At 66.4% G+C, this 16755-nt stretch carries 17 protein-coding genes and 1 tRNA gene; 10 read left to right on the forward strand and 8 right to left on the reverse strand.

Annotation, left to right across the window (positions count from 1 at the left end; genetic code table 11):
- Nucleotides 1–170 precede the first annotated feature (170 nt).
- Nucleotides 171–716, forward strand: coding sequence for a TlpA family protein disulfide reductase (locus tag ACTHJR_RS00800; protein WP_440521133.1), 546 nt, complete (start codon nt 171–173; stop codon nt 714–716).
- Between the two features lie 78 nt (nt 717–794).
- Entirely contained in the window at nt 795–1169 is a 375-nt protein-coding gene (locus ACTHJR_RS00805) for a TlpA disulfide reductase family protein (protein ID WP_440521134.1), read from the forward strand.
- A gap of 102 nt (nt 1170–1271) precedes the next feature.
- On the opposite strand, the gene ACTHJR_RS00810 is transcribed toward ACTHJR_RS00805, so the two are convergent.
- Together ACTHJR_RS00810 and gap are read right to left on the reverse strand one after the other, a co-directional pair.
- The gene (locus ACTHJR_RS00810) at nt 1272–2462 is read right to left on the reverse strand and encodes a phosphoglycerate kinase (RefSeq protein WP_440521135.1); all 1191 of its coding nucleotides are present in this window, start codon (nt 2460–2462) and stop codon (nt 1272–1274) included.
- A 131-nt stretch (nt 2463–2593) separates the two neighbouring features.
- Nucleotides 2594–3601, reverse strand: a complete 1008-nt coding sequence (gene gap / locus ACTHJR_RS00815; protein WP_440521136.1) for a type I glyceraldehyde-3-phosphate dehydrogenase — start codon at nt 3599–3601, stop codon at nt 2594–2596.
- Between the two features lie 203 nt (nt 3602–3804).
- Here gap and ACTHJR_RS00820 point away from each other — a divergent pair, with 203 nt between their 5' ends.
- From ACTHJR_RS00820 to ACTHJR_RS00835, 4 genes are all read left to right on the forward strand, one after another.
- Nucleotides 3805–3978, forward strand: a complete 174-nt coding sequence (locus ACTHJR_RS00820) for a hypothetical protein (protein ID WP_440521138.1) — start codon at nt 3805–3807, stop codon at nt 3976–3978.
- Nucleotides 3971–4279: a cell division protein ZapA gene (locus ACTHJR_RS00825; protein ID WP_440521139.1), complete on the forward strand. Its 309-nt coding sequence runs from the start codon at nt 3971–3973 to the stop codon at nt 4277–4279. Before ACTHJR_RS00820 ends, ACTHJR_RS00825 begins: the two co-directional genes overlap by 8 nt.
- Nucleotides 4280–4473: 194 nt before the next feature.
- Nucleotides 4474–5025: a 5-formyltetrahydrofolate cyclo-ligase gene (locus ACTHJR_RS00830; RefSeq protein ID WP_440521140.1), complete on the forward strand. Its 552-nt coding sequence runs from the start codon at nt 4474–4476 to the stop codon at nt 5023–5025.
- Nucleotides 5022–5246, forward strand: a complete 225-nt coding sequence (locus ACTHJR_RS00835) for a DUF2842 domain-containing protein (protein WP_440521141.1) — start codon at nt 5022–5024, stop codon at nt 5244–5246. The genes ACTHJR_RS00830 and ACTHJR_RS00835 overlap by 4 nt, the downstream gene beginning before the upstream one ends.
- Nucleotides 5247–5289: 43 nt before the next feature.
- On the opposite strand, the gene ACTHJR_RS00840 is transcribed toward ACTHJR_RS00835, so the two are convergent.
- Nucleotides 5290–5366: transfer RNA gene (locus tag ACTHJR_RS00840), tRNA-Asp, on the reverse strand.
- A 59-nt stretch (nt 5367–5425) separates the two neighbouring features.
- Complete coding sequence (locus ACTHJR_RS00845; protein ID WP_440521143.1) at nt 5426–6691, reverse strand: AI-2E family transporter; 1266 nt, start codon at nt 6689–6691, stop codon at nt 5426–5428.
- A gap of 53 nt (nt 6692–6744) precedes the next feature.
- Here ACTHJR_RS00845 and ACTHJR_RS00850 point away from each other — a divergent pair, with 53 nt between their 5' ends.
- The gene (locus ACTHJR_RS00850) at nt 6745–8229 is read left to right on the forward strand and encodes a glycerol kinase (protein WP_440521145.1); all 1485 of its coding nucleotides are present in this window, start codon (nt 6745–6747) and stop codon (nt 8227–8229) included.
- 176 nt (nt 8230–8405) lie between these two features.
- Here the strand turns inward: ACTHJR_RS00850 and ACTHJR_RS00855 are convergent, their stop codons facing one another.
- Nucleotides 8406–9131 (reverse strand): Crp/Fnr family transcriptional regulator, encoded by a 726-nt coding sequence (locus tag ACTHJR_RS00855; RefSeq protein WP_440521146.1) that lies wholly within the window; start codon nt 9129–9131, stop codon nt 8406–8408.
- 85 nt (nt 9132–9216) lie between these two features.
- Between ACTHJR_RS00855 and ACTHJR_RS00860 the strand changes: the two genes are divergently transcribed.
- On the forward strand, nt 9217–9906 hold the full coding sequence (locus ACTHJR_RS00860; protein WP_440521147.1) for an aspartate/glutamate racemase family protein: 690 nt from the start codon (nt 9217–9219) through the stop codon (nt 9904–9906).
- Nucleotides 9907–9992: 86 nt separating this feature from the next.
- On the forward strand, nt 9993–11222 hold the full coding sequence (locus tag ACTHJR_RS00865; protein WP_440521148.1) for an MFS transporter: 1230 nt from the start codon (nt 9993–9995) through the stop codon (nt 11220–11222).
- Nucleotides 11223–11264: 42 nt separating this feature from the next.
- Here the strand turns inward: ACTHJR_RS00865 and ACTHJR_RS00870 are convergent, their stop codons facing one another.
- Nucleotides 11265–12749, reverse strand: a complete 1485-nt coding sequence (locus ACTHJR_RS00870) for a hypothetical protein (protein WP_440521149.1) — start codon at nt 12747–12749, stop codon at nt 11265–11267.
- 142 nt (nt 12750–12891) lie between these two features.
- Nucleotides 12892–13401: an N-acetyltransferase family protein gene (locus ACTHJR_RS00875; protein WP_440521150.1), complete on the reverse strand. Its 510-nt coding sequence runs from the start codon at nt 13399–13401 to the stop codon at nt 12892–12894.
- Nucleotides 13402–13501: 100 nt separating this feature from the next.
- Between ACTHJR_RS00875 and ACTHJR_RS00880 the strand changes: the two genes are divergently transcribed.
- Nucleotides 13502–14758 (forward strand): MFS transporter, encoded by a 1257-nt coding sequence (locus tag ACTHJR_RS00880; protein ID WP_440521151.1) that lies wholly within the window; start codon nt 13502–13504, stop codon nt 14756–14758.
- Between the two features lie 158 nt (nt 14759–14916).
- Here ACTHJR_RS00880 and ACTHJR_RS00885 read toward each other — a convergent pair whose 3' ends face one another.
- Nucleotides 14917–16677, reverse strand: coding sequence for a class I adenylate-forming enzyme family protein (locus tag ACTHJR_RS00885; protein WP_440521152.1), 1761 nt, complete (start codon nt 16675–16677; stop codon nt 14917–14919).
- Nucleotides 16678–16755 lie beyond the last annotated feature (78 nt).

A 16755-nucleotide genomic window follows, 5' to 3' on the forward strand; every position in this document is an offset into this window, starting at 1 on the left:
CACCATGGAACACGGGTTGGCAAAGCCGACCGCGCCCGCCGGGTCTCACGAGCCCGAGCGAAATGGCGAAAACGGCGGCGCGGATAATCGGTCCGGAACGGAATGTACAGACCGTTGACGCCATCGTGCGCGCGGGGCAGGATATCGCCAGGGCTTTTTCGGGGGAAAACATGCGCGCGATCAGTCGCTTGGTTCGGGGCGTCGCGATCGCGGCGGCGCTCGCCGCGGGAACCGCCGCACCGCTCGGCGCGCATGGCGAGAAGGTCACGGTCGGCCAGCCGGCGCCCGATTTCACGCTGACGCTGATCGACGGCACCAAGATCACGCGCGACCAATTGCGCGGCCAGGTCGTCATCCTCAATTACTGGGCGACCTGGTGCGGGCCGTGTCGGCAGGAACTGCCGCTGCTCGATACCTATTACGAGATTCAGAAGAAGCACGGGCTGCGCGTCTTCGCCGTCGCGACCGAGGATTCGGTGTCGCCCTTCTTCATGAAGAAACTGTTCGCGGTGATGCACATCCAGCCGACCCGCAAGATCAAGGGCCCGTACGACCTCATCGGCAACGCGCTGCCGACCAATATCATCATCGGGCGCGACGGGCGGGTCCGCTATGCCCAGGCAGGCGCTTTCACGCTCGACACGCTCAATCAGGTGCTCGTTCCCCTGCTCAACGAGCCCGCGCCGTCATCGCCCGCCGCGTCGCCCACGACCTGACCTATACCGTCCCGATTCGGGCACGCTCCCGCCGACCGCACCGTTGACCGACAGGAAACGGCGGATCACATCGACACGATGCGAAGGGGGTTGAGGATAGCGACGCTGGCGCTGGCCGCCCTGGGCCTGCACGCGCCGGCGACGGCCGGCGGGCCGGGCATCCCCTGGCAGATGACCTTGATCGGCGGACAGCGGATGACGCTCGGCGACCTGCGCGGGCGGGTGGTGGTGATCAATTACTGGGCGAGCTGGTGCGTCCCCTGCCGCGAGGAGATCCCGCTGCTCGCGCGTTACTATCGCCAGCATCTGTCCCAGGGGCTGGTGGTGATCGGCATCTCGGTCGATCCCGGCGCCGACGGCCAGGGACAAGCGACCGCCTCGATCATCCCCTATCCCCAGGCGACCTGGGTCGGCGGCCCCGACATCGCCGTGTCGGCCGTGCCGATGAGCTAAGTGATCGACCGCCACGGTCGCGTGCGGTACGCCAAGGCGGAAGCGTTCACGGCCAGGAGCCTGGACGCCGTCGTCCGGCCACTGCTCGCCGAACGCTAGGGTTTAGGCGCCGAGCGCCTTCACGCCCGGCAACTCCTTGCCCTCCATCCATTCGAGGAACGCGCCGCCCGCGGTCGAGACGAAGGTCATATCGCCCGCGACGCCGGCCTGGTTGAGCGCCGCGACGGTGTCGCCGCCGCCCGCCACCGAAACCAGGGATCCTTCGCGGGTCAGCGCCGCGACGGTCTTCGCCAGCGCCATCGTCGCGGCGTCGAACGGCGGCGTCTCGAACGCGCCCAAGGGCCCGTTCCACACCAGTGTGCGGCAATTCTTGAGCACGTCGCCCAGCGCCTCGGTGGCGGCCGGGCCGATATCGAGAATCATCTCGTCGGCGGCGACTTCATGGACATTGACCGTGCGCGTTGCGGGATTCGGCGTGAACTCCTTCGCCACCACCACATCATAGGGCAGATGGATGGTGCAGCCGGCGGCATCGGCGGCGTCGAAAATCTCTTCCGCCGTGCCGGTCAGGTCATGCTCGGCCAGGCTCTTGCCGACATTCACGCCGCGCGCGGCCAGGAAGGTGTTGGCCATGCCGCCGCCGATGATCAGATGGTCGACCCGCGCCACCAGATGCTTAAGCACGTCGAGCTTGGTCGACACCTTGGCGCCGCCGACCACCGCCGCGACCGGGTGCTCGGGCGCCCCAAGCGCCTTGTCGAGCGCGTCGAGTTCGGCTTCCATCTGACGGCCGGCATAAGCGGGAAGCTTGTGCGCGAGCCCTTCGGTCGAGGCATGCGCGCGGTGCGCGGCCGAGAAGGCGTCGTTGACGTAGAGATCGCCGAGCGCGGCGAGCCGCCCGACCGTCTCCGGCGCATTCTTCTCTTCGCCGGGGTCGAAGCGCGTATTCTCGAGAATCGCGACATCGCCATCCTTAAGCGTCGCGATCGCGTCCGCGGCGCCTTCATCGTCGATGAAGCGCACCGAGCGCCCCAGCACTTGCTCGAAGGGCCGGGTGACGAGCGCCAGGCTCATCTCGGGGTTGCGCTGCCCCTTGGGGCGGCCGAAATGCGCCAGCACGAGCACCTTGGCGCCCTTGTCCGCGAGTTCGGCGACCGTCGGCACCGCGGCGCGCAGGCGGGTGTCGTCGGTCACCGCACCATCGGCCATCGGCACGTTGAGGTCCTCACGGACCAGCACGCGCTTGCCGGCGATGTCGCCCATGTCGTCGAGCGTCTTGAAGTTGCGCGCCATGTGCCGAGCTCCTGAAACAAAAACTCCCCTCCCGCTTGCGGGAGGGGTCGGGGGAGGGCTTGTCAACGTCTGTTGGAAGGAAACACGCCCTCCCCTAGCCCCTCCCGCAAGCGGGAGGGGGAACAAGAAGGTCAGATCAGCGCCGCCATCGCCTTGGCGGTGTCGACCATGCGGTTCGAGAAGCCCCATTCATTGTCGTACCAACTGACGACGCGGGCGAGCTTGCCTTCGAGCACCGCGGTTTCGAGGCTGTCGACGGTCGAGGAGGCGGGCGAGCCCATCAGGTCGATCGAGACGAGCGGCTCGTCCGTGTAATCGAGCACACCCTTGAGCTTGCCCTTGGCCGCCGCCTTGAGCGCGGCGTTGATCTCTTCCTTCGTGACGTCGCGCGACGGCGTGAAGGTCAGGTCGATCAGCGACACGTCGGGGGTCGGCACGCGGATCGCCGAGCCGTCGAGCTTGCCTTTCAATTCGGGCAGCACCTCGGCGACGGCGCGCGCGGCGCCGGTGGTGGTCGGGATCATCGACATCGCCGCGGCGCGAGCGCGACGCAGGTCGGAATGGATCTGATCGAGGATCTTCTGATCGTTGGTATAGGCGTGGACCGTGGTCATCAGGCCGCGCTCGATGCCGAACTCCTCGTGCAGCACCTTGGCGACGGGGGCGAGGCAATTCGTCGTGCACGACGCGTTCGAGACGATCGTGTGGTCGGCGGTCAATTTGTCGTGATTGACGCCATAGACGACGGTCAAGTCGACATTCTTGCCGGGGGCGGAAATCAGCACCTTCTTGGCGCCGGCATCGAGGTGCTTCTGGCCGCTCTCGCGATCGGTGAAGAAGCCGGTGCATTCGAGCACGAGGTCGACGCCCAGTTCCTTGTGCGGCAGCTTGCCCGGGTCGCGCTCGGCGGTGACGCGGATATGCTTGCCGTCGATCACCATGTCGGTGCCCTCGGCATGCGCGTCGCCCGGCCATTTGCCGTGGACCGAATCGCGCTTGAACAGCCAGGCATTGGCCTTGGCGTCGCCGAGATCGTTGATCGTCACCAGTTCCAGACCGGTATCGCCCTGCGCCAGCATCGCGCGCGCCACCAGACGCCCGATCCGCCCGAAACCGTTGATCGCAACCTTCACCGCCATGTGTATCGCTCCTTGAGCCGCTGATGCCGGCACGCGCGAAATGGGGCCGGTCGGTCGCGGGTGCCTTTGGGGATCACCGCCCCGCGCGTCAACCTTCCGCGCCGCCATTTAGGACCGCGATGGGCATTCTCCGACAGGGAGGCCGGTCCGTTCGCGCGGCGAATCGATCTTGCCGCGCCCCCGTCGCGTGCTATTCCCGCCGGATGGCAGACGCTTCCCCGACCGATCGGATCGACGCCGCGCTCGCCCGGATCGAACGGGCGCTCTCGGCCCGCGACAAGCGCGCACAAGACTTGAAAACACGCCACGATTCGCTGCGTGCCCGCGTCGGGGAAGCGATCGCCGCGCTCGACGCTCTGGGAGCGCGCAATGGCTGAGGTCACGCTGACGATCGGCGACCGTCGCCATAGCGTCGCTTGCCGCGACGGGGAGGAAGCGCAGCTTCGCCGGCTGGGAGAAATGCTTGACCAGCGCTGGCCGATGGCCAACCGCGCCTCGGGCGGGCTCAATGCCGAACGCACGATGCTGCTGATCGCGCTGATGCTGGCCGACAGTCTCGACCAGGCCGAAAATCGTCCCTTGGCGGACGGCGGCCCCAGCCCGGCCTATCTCGCCCGGCTCGCCGATCGTCTCGAGGCATTGGCCGAGACCCTTGAGAAACCGGGCCCGGAAGCCTAAATTGGCGTCGGCGGGTACTGCCCGATACGAGCTGTATATTATCCCTGAGGCTATTCATCATCCTTGGGGGCTGTCCCTGCCCGGATCCTGGTCCGACGCACATGGTCCCCACCTGACGTACCGTGCGTCAGAGGATAACCCGGCAAACGGTCCATGGTGGTCCCGCCACTCCATCGCATCATGACCAGCGCAGCATGACCGGTCCCGACGCCAAGAAGGCGCTGCGCGCGGAGATTCGCGCGGCGCGCGACGCGTTCGTCGCGAGCGGGCCGCCGCCGATCGTGGTCCCCGAGCAGTTTCGCGCCCGGCTCGAACACGGGCTGACCGTCACCTCGTTCGTGCCGATCGGCAGCGAAGCCGATCCGGCGCCGCTGGCGCGTGCGGCGGTCGACGCGGGCTGCGTGCTCGCCCTCCCCCATGTCACCAACCGCAGCGAGCCGATGCGCTTCCTGGCCTGGGACGCGGGAGAGGATTTGATTGCCGGCCAGTTCGGGCTGCTCCAGCCGCATCACACGGCGCCGGAGTTGGCGCCCGATATCATCCTGACCCCGATGCTGGCGTTCGACGCCAAGCTCGATCGATTGGGCCAGGGCGCGGGCTATTATGACGGCGCCTTCGCGCGCTTCCCCGATGCCTGGCGCGTCGGCGTCGCCTGGAGCGTCCAGCAAGTCGAGGACTTGCCGGTCGATCCCTGGGACATGAAGCTCAACGCCGTCGTCACCGAACAAGGATGGATCACCCGATGAACCCGCCGTCCCAACCACGCTGGCAAAAGCCGGTCGGCATGCTTGCCATCCTGACGATGATCGCGATCTGGTGCATCGCGGTGGTCAGCCTGTCGCCCTGGGTCGGGCGCTGGCCTGGGATTCTCCAGCTGCTGTTCTACGTCGTCACCGGAATCGCCTGGCTGTGGCTGCTGCCGATGCGCCGCATGCTGAGCTGGATGGAGACCGGGCGGTGGCGCTGAGCGCCTACATCATCTGATTTTTAGGGGATTACCACGCCGAAAATGGCGCGAGTGACGGGGCTCGAACCCGCGACCTCCGGCGTGACAGGCCGGCGCTCTAACCAACTGAGCTACACCCGCTTGGAAGCGTGAGGCGCGGCCACTAAGCGAGCCGCCTCCCCCTGTCAACAGCCCTCAAATCAGTTTCTTCTCACACCCCAGCGGCCACGCTTGCGCTCGCTGACCAGGGTGCCGTGTTCGAACAGGAAGCCGGCGATGTCGGGCTTGCCCGCCGCGCCGATCACGGTCTGGATGATGATGAGGAGCGGCACCGCGAGCAGCGCGCCCGGTGTTCCCCACACCCAGCTCCAGAAGCTCAATGAGATCAGGATCAACACCGGGCTGATCGTCAGGCGGTGGCCGACGATGAACGGGGTCACGGCGTTGGCTTCGAGCAGATGGCAGCCGATCATGATCGCCGCCGGCAACAGCGCCACCCACACGTCGGGAAAGGTCATCAGCCCGCCCACCGCCAGCAGCAACGCCGCGACGATCGGGCCGAAATAGGGGATGTAGTTGAGCAGCGAGACGATGCCGCCCCACATCAAAGGATAGGGCATGCCGATCAGCCACAGCGCCGCCGAGACGATCAGCCCCAGTGCGATGTTGATCGCGGTGATCGTGCCGAGATAGGCGGAAACGTCGTCGACCACGTCCTGGATCACGCGCGCGGTCGCCATCGCACCGCCGAAGCTCGCGCGGCTGGTGATCGTGCGGCGGCGCGTCCGCGTCCAGCCGGCGAGGAAGAAGAACACCACCAGGATGCCGAAGAAGATCTGCACCAGCGCGGTCGGCGCCGAGGTGGCGATCAGGTCGAGCAGCGAACTCGGCGGCGACACCGGCGTCGCCGCCTTGACCCGGGGAATGGTGGCGATGTGCGCCGCCGCGCGATTGATGTATTTTTCCAGGCTCGCATAGAGATCGAGGACTGGCGCCAGATTGGCCTGGATGCGGTCGATCCGCTCAGGCAATCGACGGAAGAATTCAATCGCCGGAACGACGATTGCGGCCAGCGCGACATTGGCCGCGGCGATGAACGTCAGCACGCAGATCAACGCCGCCAGCCACGACGGCAGCCGCCGTCGTTCGAGCCATTCGAGCACCGGGATCAGCGCGATTGCGATGACCAGCGCGACGGTCACCGGCAGGAAGAATTCGGCCCCCGCCTTCAGCGCGAACGGCAGGCCGAGCAACAGTCCCAGGCTGGCGACCAGGGTCAGCCCGGCGAGCAGGCGGTCGCGCCTTGGGTCGATGACCGGCGGCGGCCCCTCCTCGATCGGTGAACCAGGGGGCAACGGCGCCGCGGCGTCAGCATCGGACGCGGCTGGAGGTGTCGGCACGACCGCCGCCGCGCCACCCAACGTCGCCGACAGATTCGCTCCCGCTTCCGCTTCGCCCATTTCCATGTCGCTTCCGTAGCGCCATTGGCGGGCAAAGTAATCCCGGCTAGCCTGGGTTAATGGGCGACAAGCTGCTGGTCATCGACGAAGGCACCACTTCCACTCGCGCGATGCTGTTCGCCCCCGACGGCACCTGCCTCGGCTGCGAATCGGCCGAATTGACCCAACATTACCCCTCCCCCGGCCTGGTCGAGCATGACGCGACGGAAATCTGGGACCGGACCCTGGCTTGCGCGCGCAAGATGGTCGACCTGGCCGGCGGCGCCGAAGCGGTGGCAGCGATCGGCATCACCAACCAGCGCGAGACCGTGGTGTTCTGGGACAAGAACAGCGGCGAGCCGCTCGCGCCGGCGATCGTCTGGCAGGACCGGCGTACCGCCGCCTGGTGCCGCGACCTCAAGGAGGCTGGGCACGAACCGACCGTGCAGGCACGTACCGGCTTGCTGCTCGATCCCTATTTCTCGGGGTCGAAGATCGGTTGGGCGATGGCTAATTGGCCGCAGCTCAAAGAGGCGGGCGACCGGCTGGCGGTCGGCACGATCGATTCGTGGCTGGTATGGAAACTGACCGCGAACGACGATCGCGCCGGTCTTCACATCACCGACGCCAGCAATGCCAGCCGCACCGCGCTGATGGCGATCGGAAGCGGGCATTGGGACGACGGGCTGATCGACCTGTTCGACGCGCCGCGCCGCGCGCTGCCGGAGATCGTCGATTGCGCCGGGAATTACGGCACGACCAGTCTGTTCGGCGCCCCCATCGCGATCTGCGGCATGGCCGGCGACCAGCAGGCCGCGACGATCGGCCAGGCGTGCCTGGAACCGGGCGATACCAAGGCGACCTTCGGCACCGGCGCGTTCGTCCTGACGCAATATGGCGCGCGCCAGCCGACATCGCGCAATCGCCTGCTCGCCACGGTCGCCTGGCAACTCGGCGGCCGCCGCGCCTATGCGCTCGAAGGATCGGTGTTCGTCGCCGGCAGCCTGATCAAATGGCTGCGCGATTCGCTCAAGCTGATCGCCACCGCCGACGAGACCGAAGGGCTGGCGCGATCGGTTCCCGACAATGCCGGCGTCTATCTCGTCCCCGCCCTGTCCGGCCTCGGTGCGCCATGGTGGGAAGCCGAGGCGCGTGGCAGCATCTCGGGACTGAGCTTCACCGCGACCCGCGCCCACATTGTCCGCGCCGCGCTGGAGGCGATGGCGCACCAGGCGCACGATCTCAAGACCGCGTTCGCCGCGGACGGCGCCGACTGGAAGACGCTCAGGATCGACGGCGGGATGGTCGCCAACGACTGGATGGCGCAGGATCTGGCGGACATGCTGGAGGTGGAAGTCGAGCGGCCGGCCTTCGCGGAAACCACGGCGCTGGGTGCGGCGATGCTTGCGGGAGTCGGGTCCGGGCTGTTCAAGGATCTCGGCGCCGCCGCGGCGATGAGGGGGAAGATCGATACCTTTCGCGCAAATCTGGCGGACGATGTGCGCAAGGCAAGGCTCGATGGCTGGGCGCAAGCGGTTAGATCGGTGGTCGACACCGCGGGCTAGAAACCCGCCATCGAATTCTTCCCCTCGACGTCCCCACTCCCACCCGGGCGAAGACCGAGGCCTGGTGGCCAAGCGTTCACAGCGACAGGACATCGTCGCCAATGTCGCGAAACGGGGCCCCGGCCTTCGCCGGGGTAGGGATTTCGCGGCAAGGGAAATGTTGCTGACCTCGCCCGTCAAGGCGTGCGCGTATGGTTGTCGAAATAGAGATAATCGGGAAAGAATTCGCCGGTCGACGCCAGCCGCTCGAAATCGAGCATGGTGACGATGCGGTCCGACACTTCGACCATTCCCGCCTCGCGCAGCACGCGCAGCGTGCGGTTGACATGGACCGAGGTCAGCCCGCACGCTTCCCCCAGATCCTGCTGCGTCAGCGGCCAGGCGAACGAGCCGTCCTCGACCATCCCTACCGCGTCGAGCCGCGCATAGGTCTCGCACAGCATGTGTGCGACACGGCCGACCGCATCGAGCCTGCCCAGGCGGAAAATCCACTCGCGGTGCATCGCCGCGTCGAGCAGGGTCGAGAACCACAGGACCCGACCGAGATGCGGCAGCCGTTCGATCACCTGGGTGATCTTGTCATGCGGTGCATAAGCGACGGTACATTCGCTGAGCGTCGCGATATCATGATCGAGCCGTTGTAGCGGATAAGCGTGCAGGTCGACGAAATCGCCCGGCGTCTGGACGCTGACAAGCTGCCGATGGCCGTCGGCGCCGTCCATGTATCGGCACATGAAACCCGAAATCAGGAACGTCGATCGCGTCGCCACGTCACCGCGACTGGTGATCACCTTACGCCGGGGCAAGGTGACCGGCGCGGTCAGCAATCCTTCGAGCGCCTGTTTCTCCTCTTCGCTCAACTCGCGGCGGCGGCGATTGCGCAGGAAATTGTCGGTCAGCATCCTCGGCCCGTTCGAAAAATCTCGGAAGCGTAACGATTCTGCGCCGGGCTTTGTTTCCTCGCCTTGGGGCATCATAATCGACGGCATGAAGACGATTGGCCTCATCGGCGGGATGAGCTGGGAAAGCTCGGCGCAATATTACGCGATCATCAACCGCGCGGTGCGCGAACGGCTGGGCGGCGCGCATTCGGCCGAGTGCCTGATCTACTCGGTCGATTTCGGCGAAATCGAGAAGCTTCAGCGCAGTGGCGACTGGTCTTCGCTGACCGTGCGAATGATCGAGGTCGCGAAAAGACTGGAGGCAGGCGGCGCCGATTTCGTCGTGATCTGCGCCAACACCATGCACTTGATGGCCGATGAGGTCGCGGCGGCGATCGCGGTGCCGTTGCTCCATGTCGTCGATCCGACCGCCGGAGCCATCGCCCAAGCGGGGTTGAAGCGGGTCGGGCTGCTCGGCACCGCCTTCACCATGGAAAAAGCCTTTTACCGCGACCGGCTGGCGGCGGCCGGCCTCGACGTTCTGATCCCCGAAGAAGCGGACCGGCGCGCCATCCATCGCGTGATCTACGAGGAACTGATCGCCGGAAAGATCGAGCCGGCCTCACGCGCCGTCTATCGGGAGATCATCGCGCGGCTGGTCGAGCGCGGCGCCGAAGCGATCGTGCTCGGTTGCACCGAGATCATGCTGCTCGTCGACCAGTCCGACAGCGCGGTGCCGATGTTCGATACCACCACGCTCCATGCCCTCGCCGCGGTCGACGAAGCGTTGCGCTAAATCGCTCTCCGGACGCCTTGAGAAACCGGTGTCATAAGATATGACTCGTCCTTACGCCGCGATCACGACGGCATCGGGGGACGAGGATGATCGAACGGGGCGCAGCGTTGGTCAGCCGGGATCGCAGCCGCGTGGTGCTGCTGCTCGCGACCGCAGTGTTCTTCAACTACGCCGATCGCGGCAATCTCTCGACCGTGGCGCCCGCGCTCAAGAGCGAGCTCGGCATTTCGAGCACCTGGCTCGGTATCCTGCTGTCGTCCTTCTTCTGGGTCTATGCCCCTGCCCAACTCATCGCCGGCTCGGTCGCGCAGCGGCTCGACGTCCGTCGCGTGCTGGCGATCGGCCTGGGCGTATGGTCGCTGGCGACCCTGTTTACCGGGCTCGCCGGCGGGCTGGTGTCGATCCTGTTGCTCCGGCTGGCGCTCGGCGCGGGCGAAGCGGCGATCTTCCCCTGCACCTCGCGCATCCTGGCCGAAGCGGTGCCCGAGGCCGAGCGCGGCAAGGCCAACGGGCTGATCACCACCGGCATGGCGATCGGGCCGATGGCGGGGACCTTCGCCGGCGGAATGATCCTCGCGCATTTCGGCTGGCGTTGGGTGTTCGTCGCATTCGGCATGGCATCGGTCGCCTGGCTATGGCCGTGGCTGACGACTCGCCAGCCGCCGGCGCTGCCGGTCGAGGCGAAGGACGATCATGCGCCGCCGACCTACGCGCAGATCCTGGCCCAGCGCGCCGCCTGGGGCGCGTCGCTCGGTCATTTCTCGACCAATTATTCGCAATATCTGGTGCTGACCTGGCTGCCGATCTTTTTGGTCAAGGGGCAGGGATTCTCGCTGACCGAAATGGCGACGATCGGCGCGATCGTCTATCTCGCCCAGGCATTGGGATCGCTGGTTTCGGGCTGGGGATCCGACCATCTGATCAAGCGCGGCGCGCGCGTTCATGGATGCCGGGTCATGATCATGGTCGGGACGGCGGGCGCCGGTCTTGCCCTGCTCGGCGCGGGCCTGACGTCGGGCATCGCGGCGGCGGGGATGATGGCGCTGGCGGGCTTCTTCATCGGGATGATGACGCCGATGGTCTATTCGATCGCCCAGACTCTGGCCGGCCCGCGCGCTGGCGGGCGCTGGGTCGGGTTGCAGAATTTCGTCGCCAATCTCGCCGGGATCATCGGCCCGATCGTCACCGGCTGGCTGGTCGACCGCACCGGCTCCTATCTGCCCGCCTTCATCGTCGCGGCCGCGGTGGCAGTGCTGGGGCTGATCAGCTGGGGGCTGGTCATCCCGGCAATCCGCCCGGTGCAATGGAAGGCCTGAGGCCGCGGCACAACGCGATCGAGCGCCGCCGCGCCTGAACGGCTATTTCCGTGTGGCGACCGCCTCCATCCGCTGGTTGGATGCCAAAGCGCGATCGCTGATCGACCATAAGGCATCGACTCCGATCTTGCCGTTCAGCACCGCATTGTTGAGCGCGAAGATGTCGAGCGCGCTCGGGCCGCCCGGCGCCTGATATTCGGTGCTCGACGCCGGCCATGCCGCGCGATGATGGCAATTCATGCAATTGGTCTTGATCGGATGGTCGGCGGCGAGCTCGATATAGGGATTGAACGCAACCGGCCATTGGTTGCTGCCCGGGCCCGCCGGGATGCCGTAGGTCGCCGCCATCAGATAATTGCGCCACGGCCCTGGTGCCTGGCTTGGCGGCAGGTTCGGCCGGTCGGCGGCATAGGGGCTGGTCGAGGACGAATCGTCCCACCATACCGACTGGAAGGTCCAGGCCGGTTGCTCCTTGGTCATGATGTGCATCGCGACTAGGACCAGATAATCGCCCTGCTGGAACATCCGGCCATAAGCATAATAAGCCGAGGCATCGAGGATCGCGCGGTCGCATTGCGCCATGGTCGAGAGGTCGGGTTTGTAATTGTAGAAGCGATCGACCCCGACGACGCGCGGCTTGGCATAGGTGTTGGGGCCGAGCGGCTGGCCGTTCATCGTCACGCCGTGGAGGAACGTCACCGATGACGGGATGACCTGCGCCGCGGGGGTCGTCGTCACCGCCACCGCGCGCGGCCATTTCTTCTGGATCTCGAACCCGGCATAGGCGCCGTCGTCAGAGGCGGGATCGTCCCAGATCGGCAGCGCGGTGAAGCCGCCGGCCGCGACCGGCCACATCATCGGCTTGAGCACGATCGAGCCGTCGGGCATCGCCGGCATCTGCTTGGTCTGGGTCGGCGGCGGGACCATGCCGTTGAGCGTGGATTGCAGATACAGCTTGTTGTTGCGGATCCAGTCATAAGCTGGCTGATTGTAGATCACCCCCGCGACCATCACGTCGCCGTTGTTCTGCAAGGTCGGGCCGTTAGACAGGCTGTAGTCGGCAGGTGTGCTCCCCTGCAGGCAGGCCGTCCCCTTGTAACGGTCGATAACCGGCTGCGGCACGGCATAAATCGGCGAGACCGGGAAGTTGATCGGGTCGGCGCCGCTGGTCGAGCCGTTGTTGAGCTTGAACTTGCGCATCGGCACGGTCGCCACCACCGGCTCGGTCTTGCCGAGTTTCGCGGTCACCGACGGATCGGGCGCGAACGCCTGGGTCTCGGTACACCAGCTTTGCCAGATCGGCTTGCCGTCCACGATCGAATTGAGCCCGGCCCACAGGTTCCAGCCATGTTGGCGCGTGCGCGCGACATCGGCGCTCGTCACCCAGCCTTCGACCGTCGCCGCCGGTTGCGGATAGTCGAATCCGGTCGGCATGTTCTGCGGTGTCGGGCAAACGGCGTTGGCGACCCCACCCGGCCGCGGCGCGGACCCTTGCTTCGTCGTGCAGGCGACGGCGAAGATGGTCATGGCCCCGACCAGGGCGATTATCTGGAATGGGCGACGAACGGCAAAGCGCATCATGGCATCCCCCGTATTTGCGGAAGGAACGTTACGCCTGCGAGCCTTCCAGAGCCAGAAAGGAAGGCTCCATTTTGAACGGGTTATCCGCTCAGGGTGCGGCGCGGTCGTCGAGCGTCAGCTGGAGGAAGACGAGATCGAGCCAGCGGCCGAATTTGGCGCCGACTTGCGGCAAGCGCCCGACTTCCTCGAAGCCGAGCGAACAGTGGAGCGCGATCGAGCCCTGGTTGCCCGCCTCGATCCCGGCGATCATCGCATGCTTGCCCATCGCCCGGGCGCGCTCGATCAATGCCTCGAGCAAGGCGCGGCCGACGCCGGCGCGATGCCGCGCGGGATCGACATAGACCGAATGCTCGACGGTGAAGCGATAGCCGTCCCAGGCGCGGAAATCGCCGAACGAGGCATAACCAGCAACCTCGTCGTCGATCTCGGCCACCAGCACCGGAAATCCCGCCGCCGCGCGCGCCGCCAGCCACGCCTCGCGTCCCGCCAGGTCCGATTCGCCCTCGTTCCACACCGCCGTCGTCGACAGCACGGCATGATTGTGGATCGGCAGGATGGCGGCGGCGTCGGCCGGGATGGCGTCGCGGATCGAGATCATGGCGGAGCGCCTATAACCGGCACGCATCAAACACCAGCCGCGCCGGCGATTGACTTGCGCGTCGCGGCATCCCTTGATGCGAAACGAGCTGGGGAGCCCGATGACGACGACCGCCACGCCACGCATCACCGCAGCCCAAGTCGCCGGCGTTACGCTCGGCAACGCGCTGGAATTCTACGACTTCCTGATCTTCACCTTCTTCGCGGTGGAGATCGGCCGTGCGTTCTTCCCCGCGACCAACCCGCAATCGAGCCTGCTCGCCGCGTTGGCGACATTCGGCGCGGGGTTCCTGACCAGACCCTTGGGCGGATTCGTCCTCGGTATCTTCGGTGATCGCGTCGGCCGGCGCCCGGCGATGCTGGTCTCGTTCGCGCTGATCGGGATCGCCAGCCTGGGGGTCGCGTTGACCCCGTCCTACGCCACGATCGGCATCGCCGCGCCCGCCTTGGTCATTTTCTGGCGGTTGCTGCAGGGATTTGCGCTCGGCGGCGAAGTCGGGCCGAGCACCGCTTTCCTGGCCGAGGCCGCGCCGCCGCATCTCCGCGGGCTCTACGTCTCGATGCAGATGTTCGGGCAGAATGTCGCGGTGCTGATCGCGGGGTTGATCGGTTGGGCGCTCGCGCAAATGCTCGACGACGTCACGCTCGCCGCCTGGGGCTGGCGGATCGCGCTGGCGCTGGGCGTCGGCGTGGTGCCGATCGGCCTCGTCTTGCGCCGGACGTTGCCCGAGTCACTACCCGCCGAGGCCGCTGCGATCGCCCCACCCCCGCTCAGCAGCTATCGCCGCACCGCGGTCATCGCCTTCCTGGCCCTGCTGTCCGGGACGATCATGACCTATGTCACCAATTTCCTGACGACCTTCGCCAAGACCACGCTGCATTTGCCCTCGGGCATCGCGTTCTGGGGGACGATCGCGGTCGGTGTCGGCGGGACGATCGGCGCGCCCTTGGGCGGCTGGCTCGCCGATCGCTATGGCCGGCGGCCGGCGATGATTCTGCCGACTTTGCTCGTCTGCCTGATCACTCTTCCAGCCTTCTGGCTGATCACCGTCGCACCGGGCAAGGCGAGCCTGTTCGTGGTCGGCTGCGGATTGCGCCTCGCGATCGGCATCGCGCTGAGTGCCGTGCTGGTCCACATCACCGAGGATTTCCCGCCGCGCGTCCGATCAGGCGCCTTGTCGATCGTCTACGCGCTGGCGATCTCGATCTTCGGCGGATCGACCCAGTTCGTGGTCGCCTGGCTGACCGGCGTCACCGGCAGCCCGCTGGCGCCCGCCTGGTACATGGCAGCGGCCGCGGTCGTTGGGCTGGTCGCCGTGTTTTTTGCTCGGGAAACGGCGCCAAGGTACAAGCGCTGATCGGACGGCAATTCGTCATGCCGGCCTTGTGCCGGCATCCACCGTTCCGCAAGCCGTATCGCTGATGGCTAGGCGGATCCCGGCACAAGGCCGGGGTGACGAGGGGATTAGTGGTCGGCGCGATCGTGTTTCAATCGAACGCGGGCCGCTGACGGCGTTTATGCCGCTTCCCCCACGCGGTCCTCGAACAGACCCTTCAGATCCTTCTTCAGAATCTTGCCATTGGCATTGCGCGGCAGCGTCTCGTGGACGAAGCGGATCGCCACCGGCACCTTGAACGCGGCGAGCCGCTCGCGCACCCAGGCCTGCAATTCCGCCTCGGTCGCGGACGTCCCCGGCGCCAGATGGACCACTGCGGCGGGCTCCTCGCCCAGCGTCCGATGCGGGATGCCGATCACCGCGGCATCGGTCACCGCCGGGTGCTCGTAGAGCGCGTTCTCGACTTCCGACGAATAGATGTTCTCTCCGCCGCGGATCACCATGTCCTTGGCGCGATCGACGATGAACAGGAATCCTTCCTCGTCGAGCCGCGCGAGGTCGCCGGTCCGCACCCAGCCCTCGATGAATGTTTCCGCGGTCGCTTCGGGCTTGTTCCAATAGCCTTTCACGATCATCGGGCCGCGCGCCCAGAGTTCGCCCACCTCGCCGGTCGGCAGCACGGTGACACCATCGTCGGCGCGGATCTCGAGATCGGCGGTCGCGACGGGCGGCCCCGCGCTGGTCGGCCGGTTGAGATAGTCCTCGCTCGAATGGCTGGTGACGGTCGCCATCGTCTCGGTCATGCCCCAGCCGTTGCCTGGCAGCGCGCCGAATTCCTCGTAGATCCTCTTGACCAGTTCGGGCGCCGAGGGCGCGCCGCCGTAAGCGATCGCCTCGATCGACGAGAGGTCGTATTTGTGCCGGTCGGGATGCTCGATCAGCTGCCAGGCGATGGTCGGCACGCCACCGGTGAAATTGACCTTCTCGCGCTCGATGATCTCCATCGCCTTCACCGCGTCCCATTTGCGCATGAAGATCGTGGTGCTGCCACCCGCCATCGTCCCCATCAGCCCCGCCGAGCAGGCAGTGACGTGGAACATCGGGATCACGGTCAGGCTGGTGCGCGGGATCGGGTCGGGGATGGGCTCGCCGCGGCGGACGAAGCTGCGTGCCGCCGCGAAGCCGCCCGACAGGATGTTGGTGACGAGATTGCGGTGCGTGCCGAGCGCGCCCTTGGGATTGCCGGTGGTTCCGCTGGTGTAGAAAATGGTCACGTCGTCATCGCTGTCGATCGCGACCCTGGGCCGATCTTCGGCCGGCAGGTCCGCCCAGCTCTTCGGGCCGCCGATGATATCCTCAAGCGCGGTCGCTCCCTCGATCGGCACCGGTGCGCGCGCGACGACGACATGCTCGACGCCGGGCATCGCCGCCAGATGCGGCCGCAGCCTCTCGTAGCGTTCGGCATCGACCAGCAGCACTGTCGACCCCGAATCGTTGATACCGTATTCGAGCTCGGCACCGGTCCACCAAGCGTTGAGCGGCACCGCGATCGCGCCGAGCGTGGTGATCGCGAAGAAGATCACCGGCCATTCGGGTAAATTGCGCATCGCGAAGGCGACACGATCGCCTTTCTTGACGCCCATGTCCTGCAGCGCGCGGGCGAGCGCCGCGGTCGCTCGGTAATTGGCTTCGTAGCTGACGCGCTCGTCTTCGTGGATCGTGAACAGCCGCTCGCCATGCGTTCGCGACAAGTCGAGCAATTCGCCGAGATCGTGCATCGCATGCTTCCACACGCGCGTCGGCACGCCGCGAATCTCGACCGTCTCCATCTCGAACTTGGTGCCCGGCGCCGTCAGCACGGCGGTCGCGTCCTTGAGCGAAACCTTGGGCCACGCGGGATCGAGGGCAATGACGGGTTCGTTCGCGGGTATCGTTGACAAGGCGCCGCTCTCCAGCTTCGGGTATCTCGGGTCTGTGCCCGCTCATTTTCGCAACGTTAGAGTTGATTCGAGCGCCGC

Source organism: Sphingomonas sp. (assembly GCF_051962185.1).
Lineage (GTDB): Bacteria > Pseudomonadota > Alphaproteobacteria > Sphingomonadales > Sphingomonadaceae > Sphingomonas.